Origin of the sequence: Paraburkholderia sp. RL17-337-BIB-A (assembly GCF_046025895.1) — a bacterium.
Taxonomy (GTDB): Bacteria; Pseudomonadota; Gammaproteobacteria; order Burkholderiales; family Burkholderiaceae; genus Paraburkholderia; species Paraburkholderia fungorum_C.
Window position 1 is genome coordinate 3826926 of the sequence record NZ_JARESY010000001.1, and the last position, 17711, is coordinate 3844636.

The 17711-nt window shown below is 62.0% G+C and carries 21 protein-coding genes and 1 riboswitch; of the genes, 11 read left to right on the top strand and 10 right to left on the bottom strand.

Features of this window, described 5'->3' with window-relative positions; all coding sequences use genetic code 11:
• Positions 1–6 precede the first annotated feature (6 nt).
• Positions 7–1371 carry an MFS transporter gene (locus P0D84_RS17130; RefSeq protein WP_408338235.1) on the bottom strand — a complete coding sequence of 455 codons (1365 nt, stop codon included), beginning with the start codon at positions 1369–1371 and terminating at the stop codon, positions 7–9.
• A gap of 365 nt (positions 1372–1736) precedes the next feature.
• Here P0D84_RS17130 and P0D84_RS17135 point away from each other — a divergent pair, with 365 nt between their 5' ends.
• Positions 1737–2570, top strand: coding sequence for a diguanylate phosphodiesterase (locus tag P0D84_RS17135; RefSeq protein WP_408339872.1), 834 nt, complete (start codon positions 1737–1739; stop codon positions 2568–2570).
• A 44-nt stretch (positions 2571–2614) separates the two neighbouring features.
• Here the strand turns inward: P0D84_RS17135 and P0D84_RS17140 are convergent, their stop codons facing one another.
• Positions 2615–3400 (bottom strand): IclR family transcriptional regulator, encoded by a 786-nt coding sequence (locus tag P0D84_RS17140; protein WP_408338237.1) that lies wholly within the window; start codon positions 3398–3400, stop codon positions 2615–2617.
• Positions 3401–3503: 103 nt separating this feature from the next.
• Between P0D84_RS17140 and P0D84_RS17145 the strand changes: the two genes are divergently transcribed.
• A complete protein-coding gene (locus P0D84_RS17145) occupies positions 3504–4694 on the top strand; it encodes an acyl-CoA dehydrogenase (protein WP_408338239.1) in 1191 nt (396 codons plus the stop codon).
• Positions 4695–4864: 170 nt separating this feature from the next.
• Here P0D84_RS17145 and P0D84_RS17150 read toward each other — a convergent pair whose 3' ends face one another.
• Entirely contained in the window at positions 4865–5503 is a 639-nt protein-coding gene (locus P0D84_RS17150; protein ID WP_408338241.1) for a peroxiredoxin, read from the bottom strand.
• Between the two features lie 358 nt (positions 5504–5861).
• On the opposite strand from P0D84_RS17150, the gene P0D84_RS17155 reads away from it, so the two are divergent.
• The 3 genes from P0D84_RS17155 to P0D84_RS17165 all read left to right on the top strand — a co-directional run bounded on the left by P0D84_RS17155 (position 5862) and on the right by P0D84_RS17165 (position 7296).
• Entirely contained in the window at positions 5862–6164 is a 303-nt protein-coding gene (locus tag P0D84_RS17155) for an ElaB/YgaM/YqjD family protein (protein WP_028198798.1), read from the top strand.
• A gap of 140 nt (positions 6165–6304) precedes the next feature.
• The gene (locus P0D84_RS17160; RefSeq protein WP_179736340.1) at positions 6305–6691 is read left to right on the top strand and encodes a phage holin family protein; all 387 of its coding nucleotides are present in this window, start codon (positions 6305–6307) and stop codon (positions 6689–6691) included.
• A gap of 125 nt (positions 6692–6816) precedes the next feature.
• Positions 6817–7296 (top strand): DUF3318 domain-containing protein, encoded by a 480-nt coding sequence (locus tag P0D84_RS17165; protein WP_408338243.1) that lies wholly within the window; start codon positions 6817–6819, stop codon positions 7294–7296.
• A gap of 71 nt (positions 7297–7367) precedes the next feature.
• Here P0D84_RS17165 and P0D84_RS17170 read toward each other — a convergent pair whose 3' ends face one another.
• The 7 genes from P0D84_RS17170 to glyA form a co-directional block, all read right to left on the bottom strand.
• Positions 7368–7799, bottom strand: coding sequence for a type IV pilin protein (locus P0D84_RS17170; protein WP_408338245.1), 432 nt, complete (start codon positions 7797–7799; stop codon positions 7368–7370).
• 10 nt (positions 7800–7809) lie between these two features.
• Positions 7810–8256, bottom strand: a complete 447-nt coding sequence (locus tag P0D84_RS17175) for a pilus assembly PilX family protein (RefSeq protein WP_408338247.1) — start codon at positions 8254–8256, stop codon at positions 7810–7812.
• Between the two features lie 128 nt (positions 8257–8384).
• Positions 8385–9194, bottom strand: a complete 810-nt coding sequence (locus P0D84_RS17180; protein ID WP_408338249.1) for a PilW family protein — start codon at positions 9192–9194, stop codon at positions 8385–8387.
• Positions 9191–9562 carry a hypothetical protein gene (locus P0D84_RS17185; protein WP_408339874.1) on the bottom strand — a complete coding sequence of 124 codons (372 nt, stop codon included), beginning with the start codon at positions 9560–9562 and terminating at the stop codon, positions 9191–9193. The genes P0D84_RS17180 and P0D84_RS17185 overlap by 4 nt, the downstream gene beginning before the upstream one ends.
• A gap of 83 nt (positions 9563–9645) precedes the next feature.
• On the bottom strand, positions 9646–10212 hold the full coding sequence (locus P0D84_RS17190) for a GspH/FimT family pseudopilin (RefSeq protein WP_408338251.1): 567 nt from the start codon (positions 10210–10212) through the stop codon (positions 9646–9648).
• Between the two features lie 198 nt (positions 10213–10410).
• Complete coding sequence (gene nrdR, locus P0D84_RS17195; protein ID WP_091796645.1) at positions 10411–10893, bottom strand: transcriptional regulator NrdR; 483 nt, start codon at positions 10891–10893, stop codon at positions 10411–10413.
• A gap of 6 nt (positions 10894–10899) precedes the next feature.
• Complete coding sequence (glyA, locus tag P0D84_RS17200) at positions 10900–12147, bottom strand: serine hydroxymethyltransferase (protein WP_408338253.1); 1248 nt, start codon at positions 12145–12147, stop codon at positions 10900–10902.
• Positions 12148–12313: 166 nt separating this feature from the next.
• A riboswitch (ZMP/ZTP riboswitch) is annotated at positions 12314–12422 on the bottom strand.
• Between the two features lie 238 nt (positions 12423–12660).
• On the opposite strand from glyA, the gene ydfG reads away from it, so the two are divergent.
• The 6 genes from ydfG (at position 12661) to tolB (ending at position 17681) form a co-directional block, all read left to right on the top strand.
• Positions 12661–13407 carry a bifunctional NADP-dependent 3-hydroxy acid dehydrogenase/3-hydroxypropionate dehydrogenase YdfG gene (ydfG, locus tag P0D84_RS17205; RefSeq protein WP_408338255.1) on the top strand — a complete coding sequence of 249 codons (747 nt, stop codon included), beginning with the start codon at positions 12661–12663 and terminating at the stop codon, positions 13405–13407.
• 80 nt (positions 13408–13487) lie between these two features.
• A complete protein-coding gene (gene ybgC / locus P0D84_RS17210; protein WP_408339876.1) occupies positions 13488–13967 on the top strand; it encodes a tol-pal system-associated acyl-CoA thioesterase in 480 nt (159 codons plus the stop codon).
• 155 nt (positions 13968–14122) lie between these two features.
• The gene (tolQ, locus tag P0D84_RS17215; protein WP_012431821.1) at positions 14123–14800 is read left to right on the top strand and encodes a protein TolQ; all 678 of its coding nucleotides are present in this window, start codon (positions 14123–14125) and stop codon (positions 14798–14800) included.
• Positions 14801–14810: 10 nt separating this feature from the next.
• Positions 14811–15254: a protein TolR gene (tolR, locus tag P0D84_RS17220; RefSeq protein ID WP_408338257.1), complete on the top strand. Its 444-nt coding sequence runs from the start codon at positions 14811–14813 to the stop codon at positions 15252–15254.
• Positions 15251–16249 carry a cell envelope integrity protein TolA gene (tolA, locus tag P0D84_RS17225; RefSeq protein WP_408338259.1) on the top strand — a complete coding sequence of 333 codons (999 nt, stop codon included), beginning with the start codon at positions 15251–15253 and terminating at the stop codon, positions 16247–16249. Before tolR ends, tolA begins: the two co-directional genes overlap by 4 nt.
• A 139-nt stretch (positions 16250–16388) precedes the next feature.
• Entirely contained in the window at positions 16389–17681 is a 1293-nt protein-coding gene (tolB, locus tag P0D84_RS17230; RefSeq protein WP_408338261.1) for a Tol-Pal system beta propeller repeat protein TolB, read from the top strand.
• Positions 17682–17711 lie beyond the last annotated feature (30 nt).

Here is a 17711-nt window from a genome sequence, read left to right on the forward strand (position 1 = left end):
TCTGCCTCAGGCTGTCTGCGGCTCGGATGGCCGTTCGCGTTGCCGGGTCGCCGCGGCCAGCGCGATTACCAGCAGCGCGGAGCACAGCACCGGCACCGCGGCCGCATGAAACAGCGATTCGTTCGACCAGTTCAGCGCGATCAATTGTCCGCCAACCAGCGGTCCGATCACCGAACCGATGCGCCCGATACCCAGGCTCCAGCCGATGCCGGTCGAGCGCAGCGTGGTCGGATAAAAATGGCCGGCCAGCGCGTTGACCGCCGGCTGTCCGCCGACCACGCAGAAGCCGCCCGCGAATACGACGATCAGGAGCCACGGCAGCGCATGTGCCACCGTGCCGATGGTACCGACCGCCAGCGCCGCGCCCGCGAAGCACACGAACAGCACGCGCACAAAACCAAAGCGCTCGATGAACCAGCCGAGCAGCAAGGTACCGATCACCCCGCCCGTCTGCAACACCGTGCCGACGATCACCGCCGTGCCCGGCGAGTAGCCCGCGTCGCGCATGACAGTGGGCAGCCAGTTCGACAGGAAGTAAAGATCGATCAGGTTCATGAAGCTGATCGCCCACAGAATCAGCGTGACCGGGCCACGGCCCGCACGGAACAGTTCGGCGACCGGCGCACCGCCATTGCCCTTCTCACGCACGACAACACGTGTGGCCGCATTGATCGGCAGCGCCGGATTGAACTTGGCGAGCCAACGCAACGCGCGATCGCTGCGCCCCTTGAGAACGAGGAATTGCAGCGACTCCGGCAATGCCGCCAGCATCGCGAACGCGAGCAGCAAGGGCACCGCGCCGCCCACCCAGAACACCGCGCGCCAGCCGTACGCAGGAATCATCGCCGCGCTGATGAAACCACCTAAAGCCGCGCCCAGCGTGAAGCCGCACGACACCAGCATCATGCGCTTGACGCGATGCGCGGGCGTTGAGAATTCGCCGACCAGCGCCATTGCGTTCGGCATGATGCAACCAAGCCCGAGGCCGGTAATGAAGCGCAGCGCGATCAATGCAGGGATCGTCGTGACGAAGGGCGTGGCTAACATCGACAGGGCGAAGAAAAGCGTCGTGCCGATCAGGACCGGACGCCGGCCGACACGGTCAGCCAGCACCGACAAGCCCAACGCACCCAGCAGCATGCCGAACAGACTGGCGCTGAACACGGGGCCGAGCGCCGCCTTCGAGACATGCCATTCACCGATCACGCTCGGCGCGACGTAGCCCATGGCTTGCGCGTCGAAGCCGTCGATCACGAGGCATAGCCCGCATAGCGCGAGCAACATCAACTGGAATGCCGGGTGATGCGTCTCGCCGAGCACGCGCTCGACTTCGATCACATTGGTGGCGGCCGCGGCCGGTTTGGTGCTCATTGAGTGCCCTTCATCCTGAGTGGATTGCCTGGTAAGTTGCTAGATAACGGCGCGCGCCCGGTTGGCGATCGGGACATGCACCCTTTCCCCGCCAGGGAAACGGAAACGGAAACGGCAACGCGATCGCCATCGCAGCCGCGCTGCAATTTACGTATGGTAAAACTAATTACGAATAGTGAAACTAACGTATACCCTGAAAACGAGCGGCGGAAGCCCTCGGAGCCGGTTGCGACAAGCGTTTGCCGATAACGTTATGAGCATTTTGTTCAAGTGCGCGCGGCGCAGACTGCTACCATCAAAGGATGCGGCAACCGAGTCGCGTTGCCGAGCGCCGAGCGCGCACCTATCGCCATCCATTCGCCTACATGATTCCGCCGACCGTCTCCAACCTGATTGCACGCGCCGCCGACCACCCATTTCTCGGCGAACATCTGGCGATGGGAACCGGCGTGCATAGCGAGATCGCGGTGGCTCAGTTCGACGGCGTCGAACTTGCCAGCGCCTATGAGCCGATCTTCGATATCAGCGTGCATGCGTTGGCGCAGTCGTTGTCGTCGGGCGCCGAGGGCGTGGATCGTTTCGGCGATGAACTCGGGTTTCAGGCGGTCACGCAACGTCTCGACGGCGCGCCCTTTGATGTCTTCGATCCATTCGACCGTGTCGCCGACGATCAGGATCTGGTCGCCCTCGACCGCATGTCACGCGCGCTGCACGCGATCAATTTCTTCGGCGCGCAGCGGCACGGGCTGCTGTTTCTACGGGTGCACGAGCGGCTGCTCAAGAGCGTCAAGTACGACCATGGCCTGCATTTCTCAACCGTGCTGGTGTCGTTCGGACTGAACCCGTCGCGCGTGGTGATCGAGTTGCCGGCGGCGGCGGTCGCGCATAAAACCTTCCTCGGCTATCTGACCACGAGCTATCAGCGCTACGGCTTCAAGGTGGCGGGCAATCTTTCGAACGCGGGGCAGATTCTGTCAGTGTCGGAAACGGCGCGGCTCGACTTCATCAAGATGGATGCGGCGACCGCGTTGCGCGATGCGATGGTGAAGCCGCTAGTGGGCTATGCAAGCCGCTTGCGGATTCCGCTGATCTTCAACCGCGTGATGGATGAGCCGCAGTTCGACGCGTTGCAACAGTACGATGTGCGCTTCGTTCAAGGGCCGTTGTTCAACGCGCACTATCATGATCGGGCGATGTGAACCTGGCTGAGTGAGGCCCGCGCTGCGATGCGCCGGCCTGCACCTCAGCCGGTATCGCCCAACCGCCGTGCCAGGGCCTTCAGGCGCGGCGCGACGTTTTCCCTAAACACATCCTCTCCCATCGACGACGCCGGCCCGCTGCAACTCAGCACCAGCCAGCGGCCTTCGCGCGGTTCGCGAAACGGCACCGCGACCGCGTTCACGTCGTCGTGCCACGCGCGGAACGAATAGCAGCAGCGCTCCTGCGCGAAGCTTTCGATTTCCTTTTCGGCATCTGCCAGCAGCGCGGCGCCCTCTTTGCCGGCGCTCTTCTTAAGCTCGACAAGCAACGCGGCGCGCACGTCCAATGGCTGTACCGCCAGATACGCGCGTCCCATCGAACTGGTCAGCATCGACAGTTTCGAACCGGATGCGAGCCCGAGCGTCAATGCGGTTTCGCTGCGGATCGTCTCCAGATAAATCATGTCGAGACCATCGCGGCATCCGAGCGATACCGCCGCGCCCACTTCGCGCGCGAAGGTGCGCATGTGCGGACGCGCGAGCTCGAGCGTGTCGGTGCCCGAGAGCAGCGCGAAACCGAGCGACAGCACGCCGGCGTCCAGCGCATATTTACCCAGGGTTTCATCGAGCCGCAGATAGCCGAGCACGGTCAGCGTGTAGGCCAGACGGTTGACGGTCGCCTTGGGCAACCCCGTGCGTTCGACGAAATCGCGATTGCCGAGCATTGTTTCGCCCGGTTTGAACGCACGTAGCAACTCCAGCCCACGCGCGAGGGCGACGACAAATTTGCGCTCGTCGAGCGGGTCGGAGAGAGTAGATGTGGGCGTCATGGGGTGGTACACTCGGACGTGGTTTGCAAAACATTGTTTCGCATAGCGGAACTTAAGTCAAGCTCGGACACGTTTAGTCAAGCAAGGAATCAGGAGATACGTCATGGCAGAGGCCGCGCAGTTTCACTGGGAAGACCCGTTGCTGCTGGATCAGCAGCTCACCGAAGACGAACGCATGGTGCGCGACGCCGCCGCCGCTTACTCGCAGGACAAGCTGCAGCCGCGCGTGCTCGAAGCGTTCCGTCATGAGAAGACCGACATCGAGATCTTCCGCGAAATGGGCGAACTCGGCCTGCTCGGCCCGACGATTCCCGAGCAATACGGCGGTCCCGGTCTGAACTACGTGGCGTACGGTCTGATCGCGCGTGAAGTGGAGCGCGTCGATTCCGGCTACCGGTCAATGATGTCGGTGCAATCGTCGCTCGTGATGGTGCCGATCTACGAATTCGGCTCGGAAGCGCAAAAAAAGAAGTACCTGCCGAAGCTCGCCACCGGCGAATGGATCGGCTGCTTCGGGCTGACAGAACCGAACCACGGCTCCGATCCGGGCAGCATGATCACGCGCGCGAAAAAGGTCGACGGCGGCTATTCGCTGTCGGGCTCGAAGATGTGGATCACCAATTCGCCGATCGCCGACGTGTTCGTCGTGTGGGCGAAGCTCGAGGAGAACGGCAAGGATTCGATCCGCGGCTTCATTCTCGAGAAGGGCTGGAAGGGGCTGTCAGCGCCGACCATCCATAGCAAGGTGGGCTTGCGTGCATCGATCACCGGCGAGATCGTGCTCGATGAAGTGTTCGTGCCGGAAGAAAACCGCTTCCCCGAAGTCAGCGGCTTGCGCGGTCCGTTTACGTGCCTGAACTCGGCGCGTTATGGGATTGCCTGGGGCGCGCTCGGCGCGGCTGAGGCGTGCTGGCACACGGCGCGTCAATATGTGCTGGATCGCAAGCAGTTCGGGCGGCCGCTCGCCGCGAATCAGCTGATCCAGAAAAAGCTCGCCGACATGCAAACCGAAATCACGCTCGGCCTGCAAGGCGTTTTGCGTCTCGGCCGCATGAAGGACGAAGGCACGGCCGCCGTCGAGATTACCTCGATCATGAAACGCAATTCGTGCGGCAAGGCGCTAGACGTTGCGCGGCTCGCTCGCGACATGCTCGGCGGCAACGGTATCTCGGACGAGTTCGGCATCGCGCGGCATCTGGTCAATCTGGAAGTCGTGAACACGTACGAAGGTACGCACGACATTCACGCGCTGATTCTCGGGCGCGCGCAAACGGGCATTCAGGCGTTTTTCTGATGCGCTGATTGTTTTGATTGTTTTGATGGCGGCGTTTCGACTTGGCCGCTGGATAGCAAATCGGAAGTAGACAACGAAAGGCCGGTTCAATTTTCGAACCGGCCTTTTTTCGTTGCGGCGTCACGGCGTCGCATTGCAGCTAACGGCGCCTTTCGTGACCCATCCGCCGCTTATTTGTTCGGCTGCGGCGTCATCCGCAGATACGGGCGCAGCGCCTTATAGCCCTTCGGGAATTTCTGCTTGATGACTTCTTCGTCCTTCAACGACGGCACGATCACCACGTCATCGCCCTGCTTCCAGTTGCCGGGCGTGGCCACCGAGTGGCTGTCGGTGAGTTGAAGCGAGTCGATCACGCGCAGCACTTCGTCGAAATTGCGCCCGGTGCTGGCCGGATAGGTGATGATCAAACGCACCTTCTTCTTCGGATCGATCACGAACAGCGACCGGACCGTGAGCGTTTCATTGGCGTTCGGGTGGATCATGTCGTACAGCTCAGCGACCTTGCGATCACCGTCAGCGAGAATCGGGAAGCCGACGTTGGCGGCCTGGGTCTCGTTGATGTCCTTGATCCATTCCTTGTGCGACTCGGCGCTGTCGACCGACAACGCGATCGTCTTCACATTGCGCTTTTCGAATTCGCCGGCCAGCTTCGCCGTCAAACCGAGTTCGGTCGTGCAAACCGGCGTGAAGTCAGCGGGATGCGAGAACAGCACGCCCCAACTATCGCCCAGCCATTCGTGGAATTTGATGCGGCCGACACTCGACTCCTGTTCGAAATCCGGTGCAATGTCGCCAAGACGTAAACTCATAGTGCAGCTCCTTGTTGTATTCGGACATTCTGCGCGAGCATTCGCGCGCGACGCTCTGCTCAAGCGCGCTTCGCCAAATTACAGCATACGGGAGCGACGGTACATACCGAACCAACATCGCGTCACTACTTTATGCGTTTTTGTAATTTTCACCGATTTAGTGGAAACTTTGCGGGACAGATCAACTCCATCTTAGGCAAACTCTGCTGTAGGGTGTAGCAGATGAGGAGTTTTCGGAACCTTACTTCAACCGGGAACGGTTCGTGCGATTGTTTTCAACGAACCGAGCACTGCGCTCGCCAGCGGCCGTTTCTTTGGTTACGATTCACGCGTGGCGTGAGACGAAGGGGAGCTGTCAATGTCGGAAGTCAACAAGGAGAGATTGATGTCGGATATCAAAACCGTCCTCGCGGACGCTGAAGATTTGCTGAAACAGGCCGCGAGCGCCACCGGCGAGCGCGCTTCGGAACTGCGTGAAACGGCGCTCACGCGCCTGAAGCAGGCTAAGGAAAAGGCGGCTGACGTGCAGGTCGTGGTGGTCGAAAAGGGCAAGAAGGCCGCACGCGCTACCGACGACTACGTGCATGAGCATCCATGGGCATCCATCGGCATCGCCGCTGGCGCCGGCGTGCTGTTGGGGCTGTTGATCAACCGCAAGTAACACTCTGGTGACACTGCCGCGCGAAGCGTGCGCGGCAGACCAGCGAATCGGGTTGACCGGCGCAAGCCTGGCCGGTCCGCTTCTCTTGGCGCGCTCGTTTTCACGCGCCGGTTAGGCCTTCACGCGCAACGCTCAAAGCCATGACGATCGAAACACAATCGCAGCACGGCGAACACAGTCCGTTGCGCCGTATTTTTGGATCCGTGTTTGCTCTTCTGCAAACGCGGCTTGAACTGGTCGGCATCGAACTCGCCGAAGAAAAAGACCGCCTGCTGGGCGTGCTGTTTCTCGGCCTCGCGGCCATGATGCTTGCGACGATGGCCTTGATCGCATTGACGGCGCTGATCGCCATCGCGTTCTGGGACACCTACCGATGGCAAGCGCTCGCCGGCATCACGGCGGTGTACGCCATCGCAGGAATAGCCTGTGCGCTAAAAGCGCGCAGTGGTTTGCGCAACGCGCCAATGGTGTTCGAAGCTACGATTGCCGAGTTCGAGAAAGATCGCGACGTGTTCCGCAAACCGTGAAGCCGCGCGTATAACCGGCTCATGGGCGTGCCTCAAACGTCCGGCGCCTTTGTGAATCCTCGCAGACACTTCGACCGATTTGCAGCTTAGTTTTATTGCCCCACCTCCACTGCCGCCGACACGCCATGAGCTCAACCCATTCCGATACCGCGTTCCGCAACAAGCGCCACCAAGCCAAAGATCTGAGTACGCCTCACCTGCGAGCGCTGCGCAAGGAATTGCTGCTGGTGCGCGCGGATGTCGAGCGCATGGAACTCGCTCAGGCGACGATCGAATTGCGGCAGGCAGTCACGCATTTCAGCTGGCTCAAATTCATTCTGCCGGGCTTCGGCGGCATGCGTGTGGGCAGGGGCTCGAAGGCGAGTTTTATCAACGCAGGCAGCATCGGCGCGCTCCTCAAACAGTATCCGCTCATCAGTTCGATCGCTTCGCTGGTGTTAGCCAAGCCACTGCGCGCGACTATCGCAGCGGGGGCGAAGCCGGCGCTCAAATGGGGCAGCCTTGCGCTTGCCGGCTGGGAAGCATATCGAATCTGGCAGCAGATGAAGAATGAGTCCGCTGCGTCCGCCGGCAAAAAGGAAGAGGCGGTTGATAGCGGGTACTGAGGCCCGGGTAGTACGCGCCCGAGTATCAGGTTCATCGTCTGGCATTGCCGCGCCATGTCCAACAGCGCTCCCTAGCTTGTGTTCCAGCACTCGCCATTTGCCGGCGCCACGCCGTTTGCGCTGCTTCTATTCCCTCGCAGCCCTGTCGCATCCAGCGTGAAAACGCCGCAAGCGTCGTCGCGCATGGGGCCGGTTTCGATCGGCGCTGCCTCTAGTGAATAGCCGCCGTTTGTGTCGTCCACCGGCAGCAGGTGCAACCGGTATACCGGCGTGCCGAATTGCGGCGCCTGATTCAGACCCGGCGGCAATATCGCGGTGCCATCGCTTGCCGCTCCCTCGACGAATTGCGCTGCCCGATAAAGGGCGGACGCCGCGTCGACCCTGTGTGTTCGCGCGACTTGACTCCGGTACGAAGGCACTGCAAACCCGAGCAGCGTGGCAGCTATCGCCAGCGCGATCATCAGTTCGAGTAGCGTAAATGCGGATGTGTGCAATCTCGTCATAAACCTCCCGTCAAAATGGGCGTGCGGCGATACGACGCCAATGACGCTCGCTCTGTTCACCTGTGATCACAAGTTCCATCTGCAACCACACCTGTGACTCTTTGGTTCGGCCGAAGCCGCGGGACGTCAATAAATAGGCTCGGGCATCGGCGCGCGTGGCAAGACGCCACGCTTCGATCAAACATTGCGGCGGGCGCAACGATCCGGGCCATTGCGCGATAGGTGCGACAGCGCCGGCCTCAAAAGCGGCTTCGTGCTTCCACTGCGTCGGCTCGCCGGGTGAGAGCGATGCCACGGGCTCCGGTTCGACAGTTGCCGCAGCGACCACGCTCCGGGCACACAGGGTCAGCGCCGAATCCGCGGCATGAAATGCCTGCAAATAGTCGCGCATGTTGTTGGCGCCCCGCGCCGCAACAAGCGAGGTTTCAAACCAGGCCGCGGAGGTGGTCAACATCATCGCGGAAATCAGCAGGACGATCGGCAGGACGGTGCCGCTGTTGTGAACGCGTGATCTCCGAACGGCATGACCATCGGGATTTCGCCGAGCCGATGTCGCGCGGTTCGTTGTACTGTAAGGTCCGTCTGTCACAGAGAATCCTCCGCGTGATTGCGTATCGCCACTCGCCGCGAGAAAGCCTGCCGTGCCCGCATGTCGGTAGCCACAGCGCTCACGCCATCGCAATCGGCGTAGCGCGTGCTCCGTCCTTGCGGGGCACCGCGAACGAGCACACAAAGATCGACGGCGACGACCCTTGCCCATTGATCGGCCGCTATCGCCGACGCGTCTATTGCGCTCAGCCCGCCGGCTAGCCAGTACTTGAGTCGTACGCGTTCGACACCTTCGACCAGCGGTTGCGCGGACCCCGCCTTGCCATTGCCCTCACAGTAAAGTTCCGGCTCGCCCGTCGACCCGCTGACCCTCGCGAAGTATCGGTTGACCACCAACACGCCCTGCCCGCCGAGTGCCGCATCGTTGTTCGTTACGGCCTGGCCGAGGCAGTCGGTTGATTGGCCGGTCGCTGACGGCCAGGTCGAAACGTTGTCACCGACATAACGAACCGCGATACCGTCCGAGCGGCTCGGCAACGCCTCGCAGGCGAGGTTGTCGTCCGCACCGGTCGGGCGACTGCCCGAACAACCGAACAACGGCGGCGGACTAGTGAACCTCACGACGTCCACGGGTACAAAGCCGGCCATTTGAAGTTGCTGGCCCATCAGCGTCAGTGCGGTCAGGCCGGCTTCGCGGATCCGCATCGCGTCGTTCGAGCGCTCGAACACATGACGCTGCGTTGTATAAAGCGAGACCGCGCCGGCCGTCACGACCAGCCCCAACGCAATTGCGATCACGAACTCGACGAGCGTGTGGCCAAGCGCGATAGAGATACGTTGCGTCATTTTGCGAACGCCAGCGCAACGCATGAGGTGCCAGTGGGAACATCCGCACCACCGCACGACTCGGGCTTGTCGATGACATCGTCGGCGCGCGGCATGTCGTGCAGAGCCCTCCACGTGACACTTGCGATGGACACGCCACTGCGTTCCCCTACCGAAGCTTCGCCGTGCGGCAGCAGGGCCGTTGCACGCGCGCTCCATTGTCTGATCGCAGCGTCGCCGGCCGAGGACTCGCGCATCGCTTCGGCGGCGGAATCGGCTATCCATGCGGCGTGCTCGCGCATCGCCATCGCACGGGCTTCGCGCGCGGTCCACAATTGGCCGGCGAGCAGCCCGAGCGCCGTCACTGCCATCAGGGCGACGGCCAGCATCACTTCGATCAGCGAACTGCCTCTATGCGTTGTTGAGTGCCTTGCGGGGCAACTGCGTGCCCACGGGCTCGACGAATATCGGCTCACGATACCGCTCCACACGCGCCCTCGACAATCCGCGCACGCCCGCCCGCCGCGATGCGGATGCAACGCCGCCATTTGTCGCCCTGGGTCGCTTTCGACGGCACGCGCGGTGCGATATCAAAGCTGCGAAAGGTGCCGATCAACTGCCCCGCCGGCGGCGTAAACGTGAGATTCGTCTGCGTTCCAGTGATACTGACCGCCGCCAGCAAAGGATGCGCGCGCAGTAGCGAGAGCGTGCCGCCTCGTTCGGCCAATACGGCCCAGCCGCACGACCAGTCGGCAACCCCGTTGCCGCACGCTTGCCCGGTGGCAAGACAATGCCGCGCCGCGTCGATTCGGCATACGGTGACGCGAGCGCCGCGGCGCATTGCTTCACTGCGCGCATAGGCGAGCGTGGAGGCAAGCGCTTTCGCGCGTGCGTCAACCTGGTCTCGCAAGTGCCATGCGACGAACGCCGGCGTCGCCATCACCGCGATTATCGCCAGCAGCGCGACAACAGCCAGTGTTTCGACAAGCGTAAAGCCGCGGCGCGGCCTCAAACAGACTGCATCCCATTTCATCTGCATCCCTGATCGTTTCAAAGAATGCAGCCAATCTAGCGATTCGCAAACGGGTCGACAATCGGCCGAATGGCCAGGTGGCACTCAGACGCTATCCCGCGCAAAAATGCACGCGTGACGAACATAACGGGAGCGGAGATGTGGATGCGCGAACTTACGCGGAAGAGAACAGAGCCTGGAGCGCAACTTCAGGCGCGACAGCAATCAGCGCTTGCGGGGTGGCTTGGGAGGAGAAGAGGCGCGACGGAATTCTTCGATCACGTCCTCGAATTCGGAGACGTCTTCGAAGCGCCGGTAGACAGAGGCGAAACGAACATAGGCAATAGTATCGAGCGCACGCAACTCGTTCATCACGAGTTCGCCGAGGCGCTCGCTGCGCACCTCGCGCTCGCCGCTGCCGAGCAGTTGATATTCGATGCGCGCGACGGCCGCGTCGATCGCGTCCGCTGCTACCGGGCGCTTGCGCAGCGCCAGTTGCATGCTTGCGACGATCTTGCGGCGATCGAATTCCGTGCGGCTGCCGTCCTTCTTGACGACCGACGGCAACGCCAGCTCAACCCGCTCATACGTCGTGAAACGTTTGTCGCAGGCCGGGCAGCGGCGGCGCCGGCGTATCGTCGCGCCGTCTTCGGATACGCGGGAATCCACAACTTGCGTATCGGCGTGACGGCAGAAGGGACAGTGCATGGCGGCTTAGCGGTAAACCGGGAAGCGCTGGGTCAGCTCGGCGACTTGCGCGCGCACACGTTCGATCGTGGCTGCGTCTTCCGGGTTGTCCAGCACGTCGGCGATCAGGTTACCTACCTGCTCCGCTTCCTTGACGCCGAAGCCACGCGTGGTCATGGCCGGCGAGCCGAGACGCACACCGCTCGTGACGAACGGCTTTTCCGGGTCATTCGGGATCGCGTTCTTGTTGACCGTGATGTGCGCCGCGCCGAGCGCAGCTTCCGCGGCCTTGCCGGTGATCTTCTTGGCGCGCAAGTCGACCAGCATCACGTGGCTTTCGGTACGACCCGAGACGATGCGCAGGCCGCGCTTGACCAGCGTTTCAGCCAGCACGCGCGCATTCTCGACCACTTGCTGCTGATATGCCTTGAACTCCGGCGACAGTGCTTCCTTGAACGCGACTGCCTTGCCGGCGATCACGTGCATCAGCGGACCACCCTGAATGCCCGGGAAGATGGCCGAATTGATCTGCTTTTCGAACTCGGCTTTCATCAGGATCACACCGCCGCGCGGGCCGCGCAGGCTCTTATGCGTGGTGGTGGTGACAAAATCGGCGTGCGGTACCGGGTTCGGATAGACGCCCGCGGCGACGAGGCCGGCATAGTGCGCCATGTCGACCATGAAATACGCACCCACCGACTTCGCGATCTTCGACATCCGTTCGAAGTCGATGCGCAGCGAAAACGCCGACGCGCCGGCCACGATCAGCTTCGGCTTGTGTTCCTGCGCGAGCTTCTCAGCCGCGTCGTAGTCGATGTCTTCGGCTTCGTTCAGGCCATAGCTCACCACGTTGAACCACTTGCCCGACATGTTGACCGGCGAACCGTGAGTCAGGTGGCCACCGTGCGCGAGGCTCATGCCCATGATCGTGTCGCCCGGCTTGAGCATGGCGAAGAACACGCCCTGGTTCGCCTGCGAACCGGAGTTCGGCTGCACGTTGGCGGCTTCGGCGCCGAACAGTTGCTTAACGCGGTCGATCGCCAGTTGCTCGGCGATGTCGACATATTCGCAGCCGCCGTAGTAGCGCTTGCCCGGATACCCTTCGGCGTATTTGTTGGTGAGTTGGGAGCCTTGCGCAGCCATCACGGCCGGGCTCGTGTAGTTTTCCGACGCGATCAGTTCGATGTGCTCTTCCTGACGGCGATTTTCCTGCTCGATAACCTTCCAGAGTTCAGGATCGACATTGGCGATGGTGCTTTGGGCTCTGTCAAACATACGGATTCCGTTGAGTGTGTTCAGGTTGACCGGATCGTGCGCCGAATCTTGCGTAGAGGGTACGCAGCGCTGCTGGCGGCTGGGCCAGCCCTGACGTGGCGGATGGAGAATCGCCGCACACGCGAGGCAGGACAGCCACCGTCAGCGCAGATCAATGCGCGCGGATCACGGCTGCCCAGGCGAACGGCAAAACGGCTCCCTGCGCTTCACGGTGGGTTGCTCCACCTTGAACCCGATTGCTTGAACCGGTTCTATCGCCAGTCACACAGGGATGAGCGCGTTAGTTTATTGGAAGAGGATCGAATAGGCAACCGGCTTCCTGCTGGGCCGGTGGGCGCTCACACAGCCGGTCACAGCGGCGCCGCAAGCGGCGCGCAAACATCTGATGAAAGGGCGCCCGCAATCCGCTCCGCGTCCCTGCCGCAGCCCCTTGTAAGGCTGGTTCATCCTTGCCGCGGCGCCGCATTGGAAGTAGGCTTGGGGCCTTTCTCATTTACCAGCCAGGGAACTGCAATGATCGTATTCGTCACCGGAGCGTCCGCGGGATTCGGCGCCGCTATCGCTCGCGCCTTCGTCAAGGGCGGCCATCGGGTCGTCGCCACCGCGCGCCGCAAAGACCGCCTGCAGGCACTCGCCGACGAACTCGGCGACGCCCTCCTGCCGTTTGAGCTCGACGTGCGCGACCGCGCCGCCGTCGAAGCCGTGCCGGCCTCGCTGCCCGCCGACTTCGCCGCACTCGACGTACTCGTCAATAACGCCGGCCTCGCGCTCGGCGTCGAGCCGGCGCAAAAAGCGAATCTGGACGAATGGAACACCATGATCGACACCAACTGCACGGGCCTCGTGCAGGTCACGCATGCGCTCCTGCCCGGAATGGTGGAGCGTAACCGTGGGCACATTTTCAATCTGGGTTCGGTGGCCGGCCGATGGCCGTACGCGGGTGGCAATGTCTATGGCGCCACCAAGGCGTTTGTGCGTCAGTTCAGCCTGAACCTGCGCGCCGATCTGGCCGGCACCGCACTGCGCGTGACCGACATCGAGCCGGGCCTGTGCGGCGGCACGGAGTTTTCGAACGTGCGTTTTCGCGGAGACGACGAAAAAGCGGCCAACGTCTACCAGAACGTGCAACCGCTGACGGCGGAAGATATCGCCGACTCGATCTACTGGATTGCCACGCGTCCGGCGCACGTCAATATCAACACGATCGAGCTGATGCCGGTGGCCCAATCTTTTGCCGGCTTGACCATCCATCGCGGTTAATCACGGCCGAAAGCGCCGTTGAGGCAAGCCAGGCGGGGCGCACATCTTGAAACAGACCTCAGGGTATGCGTTCCGGTAAAATGCGCGGCATGAATATGTCGACCATCCAGCCCGGTACGGAAATCGGCTTCACGTGGCCAATCCGCGTGTATTACGAAGATACCGACGCCGGCGGCATCGTGTTTTACGCGAATTACCTGAAGTTTTTTGAGCGGGCGCGCACCGAATGGCTGCGCGCGTGCGGCGTCGACCAGAACCGGCTCGCCGGTGAAGCGGGGGCCATTTTCATCGTGCGCAGCACCGCAGTCGATTATCGGGCGCCGGCCCGCCTCGACGATGTCGTCAAAGTAGTGAGCCGAATCGAGCGTCTTGGCCGGGCTTCCGTCGATTTTGCACAGGAAGCGTGGCGCGACGGCACGTTGCTTGCTTCCGGTTCCATCCGGGTCGGCTGCGTCGAGCGCATTGCGCTGCGGCCGGCCGCGATTCCTCCGCCGGTTCTCGCTGCGTTGCGGCGCGGGCCGAACGTGAACGACCGCGGCATGTCAACGGACAACGACTGAATCCCGTTGTTACGGGGCCAGTGAACTCGTATCGATCAAGCAACACAAAGCATGGTTCGGCTTGCAATATCGCCGATGCTTCCGTTTTGCTCACGGCAAGCTTCGAGTGACCTTGCAGCCGGACGCCCCCTTCCGGGACGTTAAAACGAACCTTTATGAACACTACACAAGATCTGTCGATCGTTTCTCTCGTACTCAATGCGAGCCTGCTGGCGCAGGCCGTCATGGCGCTGCTGCTTCTGTTGTCGCTGTTGTCGTGGACTTTCATCTTCCGCAAGTGGTTTGCGATCCGCCGGGCACGCGCGCAAACTGAACGCTTCGAACGCGATTTCTGGTCGGGCGGCGACCTGCAGGCGCTGTATCAGAGCGCCGCCAACAACCGCCACACGATCGGCGCACTGGAACGGATTTTCGAATCCGGCATGCGCGAATTTCTGAAGGGCAAGGAAAAGCGCCTGAACGATTCCGGCGCGATTCTCGACGGTGCGCGCCGTGCCATGCGCGCCGCGTTCCAGCGTGAAATGGACGTGCTCGAAGCAAATTTGGCGTTTCTCGCGTCGGTCGGTTCGGTCAGCCCGTATATCGGTCTGTTCGGCACGGTGTGGGGGATCATGAATGCGTTCCGCGGCCTCGCCAACGTGCAGCAGGCAACGCTTGCGAACGTCGCACCGGGCATTGCAGAAGCGCTGACCGCCACCGCAATCGGCCTGTTCGCCGCGATTCCGGCGGTGGTCGCCTACAACCGCTACGCACACGACATCGACCGTCTGGCGATCCGCTTCGAGACCTTCATCGAAGAGTTCTCGAACATTTTGCAGCGTCAGGCACAGTAAGGGGTCCACGATGGCAGGCTCTTCCTCCAGCATGCGCGGCTCCCGTCAGCGCCGCGCGATGGCCGACATCAACGTCGTGCCGTACATCGACGTGATGCTCGTATTGCTCGTGATCTTCATGGTGACCGCGCCGCTCGTCGCCCCGTCGATCGTCAATCTGCCGACTGTCGGCGGCGCCGCGCCGCAGCAGCAAACTCCGCCCGTGATCGTGAACATCCGCGCGGACGGCAATATGAGCGTCAAATACAAGGACGATTCCGGCGCGCAGCAACAGGAAAACATGAGCAAGGCCGATCTGCACGGGTTTATCGCCGACCGCGCGCAGTCACACCCTGATCAGCCTGTCGTGATCGCCGCCGACAAAACCGTGAAGTACGAAGTCGTGATGAACGTGATGTCCGATCTGAAAGCTCAGGGCGTCAAGCGCGTTGGATTGCTCGTCAAATCACAATGATCCGCAAGAATTCCGAATACCCGCTTCAGCCGCCGCGTGAACGCGGCACCTGGCGAGCCTTTGTGTTCGCCCTGGTAATGCACGCGCTGCTGGGATTCTTCCTGTATCACGGCATTCAATGGCAGAACAGCACGCCGGCTGGCGCGGAGGCAGAACTGTGGACCGAGGTGCCGGATTCGGCGATTCCACGCCCGCCTCCACCGCCGCCTGTTCCCGTCGCCCCTGCCCCGCCGCTGCCGGACGAACAGGCCGACATCGCGCTGCAGGAAAAGAAACGCCAGCAACAGGAAGCGGCCCGTCAGGCGCAACTGGCCGAGCAGCAGCGTCAGCAGAAGCTGCAAGCCCAGCAGGAGGCCGAGGCGAAGCGTCAGCAGCAACTGGCGGCTGATCAGGCAGCGCAACTGGCCGCGCAAAAAGCAGCGGCGGCCAAACAGAAACAGTTGCAGCAACAGCAGCAGGCCGACAGGCTGAAACAACAGCAATTGGCCGACCAGCAGAAGCAGCAGCAGTTGAAGGAACAACAGCAGGAGCAGCAGAAACAGGCCGAGGCCGACGCGCAGAAAGCAGCGAAGGCCAAGGCGCAAGCAGACGCTGCAGCGCAAGCCAAGAAGCTGGACGCGGAACGTCGTGCGCGGCTTGCCCAGCTGCAAGGTTCGGCGGGCGCCGAAGGTTCGACCGGCAATGGGCTTGCGAAGAGCGGCACTGGCAGTGGTTCGGGTGGCACGGCGACATCGCCGGGTTACGCGGACAAGGTGCGTCGTGTGGTGCGTCCGAACATCTCGTGGGGCGGCGAAACGGATGGCCTGGAGACGGTCATCTCCGTACGCTGCTCGCCGACCGGCACGCTGTTGGACGCGCAAATTTCGCGCAGTAGCGGCAACGCGGCGTGGGACGATGCAGCACTGCGGGCTGTCCAGCGTTCGAATCCGATGCCTCAGGATATCGACGGGAAAACGCCCACCAGTTTCAAGATTACGATGCGCCCGGCAGGGTGATTGCAATAGTTTGACAGTCAGTTGACAGCAGACGCAGCGCCCCGCCCAGCGCGGCGCACCCGGGAACGAATTAGTTGTTTGCGGGTCTGTCTGCTGTCGTGAAGTGTTAGTAAAACCGTTTTTGGGGAAACCATACAGCATGAGTTTGATGACCAAGCTAGGCCTGCGGACACTTGTAGCGTCGTGCCTGATCGCCGTCGGCGGTGCCGCCCACGCACAACTCAACGTCCTCGTGACAGGCGTCGGGTCCACCCAGTTTCCGATCGCAACGGCGAATTTCGCCAATGAAGCGAATTCGCCGCAGCAGGTCAGCACGATCGTGCGTCAGGATTTGCAACGCAGCGGCAAATTCACGAATATCGACGCGGGCAGCACGCCAGTCTCCGAAACGGATTCCGTCGACCTCGGCAGCTGGAAAGCCAAGGGCGCCAACGCATTCGTGTCGGGCAGCGTGAACCGTCTGCCGAACGGCCAGTTCGAAGTGCGCTTCAAGCTGTACGACACCGTCAAGGGCGAAAGCCTCGGCGGCCTCGTACTCGTGAGCCCAGAAAGCGGCTTGCGCATGAGCGCACACAAGGTCGCGGACTACATCTACGCGAAGCTGATGGGCGGCCGCGGTGTATTCGCCACGCGCCTCTCGTACGTCATCCAGACGGGCGGCCGTTATCAGTTGCAGATCTCCGATTCGGACGGCCAGGACGCGCACATCGCGCTGTCGAGCCCCGAGCCGATCATCTCGCCGGCATGGTCGCCTGACGGCACCAAGGTCGCTTACGTTTCGTTCGAAAAGAAGAAGCCGATCGTCTATATCCACGACCTGCCTACGGGCCGTCGCGTGATCGTATCGGACCAGAAGGGTAACAACAGCGCGCCGGCCTGGTCGCCGGATGGCCGTACACTCGCCGTCGCGCTTTCGCGCACCGGCAATACGCAGATCTTCGCGGTCAATGCGGACGGCAGCGGCCTGCGGCGCCTGACGCAAGGCAGCTCGATCGACACCGAGCCATGCTTCTCGCCTGACGGCCAGTCGATCTATTTCACGAGCGACCGTGGCGGCCAACCGCAGATCTACAAAATGTCGGCCCAGGGCGAAAGCGCCGGCCCCGCACAACGCGTGACCTTCACGGGCAGCTACAACACCAGCCCGCGCGTGAGCCCGGATGGCAAGCAGCTCGCCTATATCTCGCGCGTCGGCGGCGGGTTCAAGCTGTACATTCAGGACCTGCAAGGCAATACCGCCACGGGCCTGACGGACACCACACATGACGAATCGCCGAGCTTCGCGGCGAACGGTCAGTACATTCTTTACGCCACACAGGTGAACGGCCGTGGCGTGTTGGCCGCAGTATCGACCGACGGTCGCACTCGGCAGGTCCTGTCCGTTCAGGGCGGCAGCGTACGCGAACCGTCCTGGGGCCCATTTATGCAATAACGTTCATGCAACAACACAAGGAGAGTTACC

Bases quoted from the DNA above. Each gene is read 5' to 3' on its own strand.
- P0D84_RS17130 (WP_408338235.1), bottom strand. From the start codon at position 1,371: ATGAGCACCAAACCGGCCGCGGCCGCCACCAATGTGATCGAAGTCGAG.
- P0D84_RS17135 (WP_408339872.1), top strand. From the start codon at position 1,737: ATGATTCCGCCGACCGTCTCCAACCTGATTGCACGCGCCGCCGACCAC.
- P0D84_RS17140 (WP_408338237.1), bottom strand. From the start codon at position 3,400: ATGACGCCCACATCTACTCTCTCCGACCCGCTCGACGAGCGCAAATTT.
- P0D84_RS17145 (WP_408338239.1), top strand. From the start codon at position 3,504: ATGGCAGAGGCCGCGCAGTTTCACTGGGAAGACCCGTTGCTGCTGGAT.
- P0D84_RS17150 (WP_408338241.1), bottom strand. From the start codon at position 5,503: ATGAGTTTACGTCTTGGCGACATTGCACCGGATTTCGAACAGGAGTCG.
- P0D84_RS17155 (WP_028198798.1), top strand. From the start codon at position 5,862: ATGTCGGAAGTCAACAAGGAGAGATTGATGTCGGATATCAAAACCGTC.
- P0D84_RS17160 (WP_179736340.1), top strand. From the start codon at position 6,305: ATGACGATCGAAACACAATCGCAGCACGGCGAACACAGTCCGTTGCGC.
- P0D84_RS17165 (WP_408338243.1), top strand. From the start codon at position 6,817: ATGAGCTCAACCCATTCCGATACCGCGTTCCGCAACAAGCGCCACCAA.
- P0D84_RS17170 (WP_408338245.1), bottom strand. From the start codon at position 7,799: ATGACGAGATTGCACACATCCGCATTTACGCTACTCGAACTGATGATC.
- P0D84_RS17175 (WP_408338247.1), bottom strand. From the start codon at position 8,256: ATGATGTTGACCACCTCCGCGGCCTGGTTTGAAACCTCGCTTGTTGCG.
- P0D84_RS17180 (WP_408338249.1), bottom strand. From the start codon at position 9,194: ATGACGCAACGTATCTCTATCGCGCTTGGCCACACGCTCGTCGAGTTC.
- P0D84_RS17185 (WP_408339874.1), bottom strand. From the start codon at position 9,562: ATGCTGGCCGTCGCCCTGATGGCAGTGACGGCGCTCGGGCTGCTCGCC.
- P0D84_RS17190 (WP_408338251.1), bottom strand. From the start codon at position 10,212: ATGCAGATGAAATGGGATGCAGTCTGTTTGAGGCCGCGCCGCGGCTTT.
- nrdR (WP_091796645.1), bottom strand. From the start codon at position 10,893: ATGCACTGTCCCTTCTGCCGTCACGCCGATACGCAAGTTGTGGATTCC.
- glyA (WP_408338253.1), bottom strand. From the start codon at position 12,147: ATGTTTGACAGAGCCCAAAGCACCATCGCCAATGTCGATCCTGAACTC.
- ydfG (WP_408338255.1), top strand. From the start codon at position 12,661: ATGATCGTATTCGTCACCGGAGCGTCCGCGGGATTCGGCGCCGCTATC.
- ybgC (WP_408339876.1), top strand. From the start codon at position 13,488: ATGCGCGGCATGAATATGTCGACCATCCAGCCCGGTACGGAAATCGGC.
- tolQ (WP_012431821.1), top strand. From the start codon at position 14,123: ATGAACACTACACAAGATCTGTCGATCGTTTCTCTCGTACTCAATGCG.
- tolR (WP_408338257.1), top strand. From the start codon at position 14,811: ATGGCAGGCTCTTCCTCCAGCATGCGCGGCTCCCGTCAGCGCCGCGCG.
- tolA (WP_408338259.1), top strand. From the start codon at position 15,251: ATGATCCGCAAGAATTCCGAATACCCGCTTCAGCCGCCGCGTGAACGC.
- tolB (WP_408338261.1), top strand. From the start codon at position 16,389: ATGAGTTTGATGACCAAGCTAGGCCTGCGGACACTTGTAGCGTCGTGC.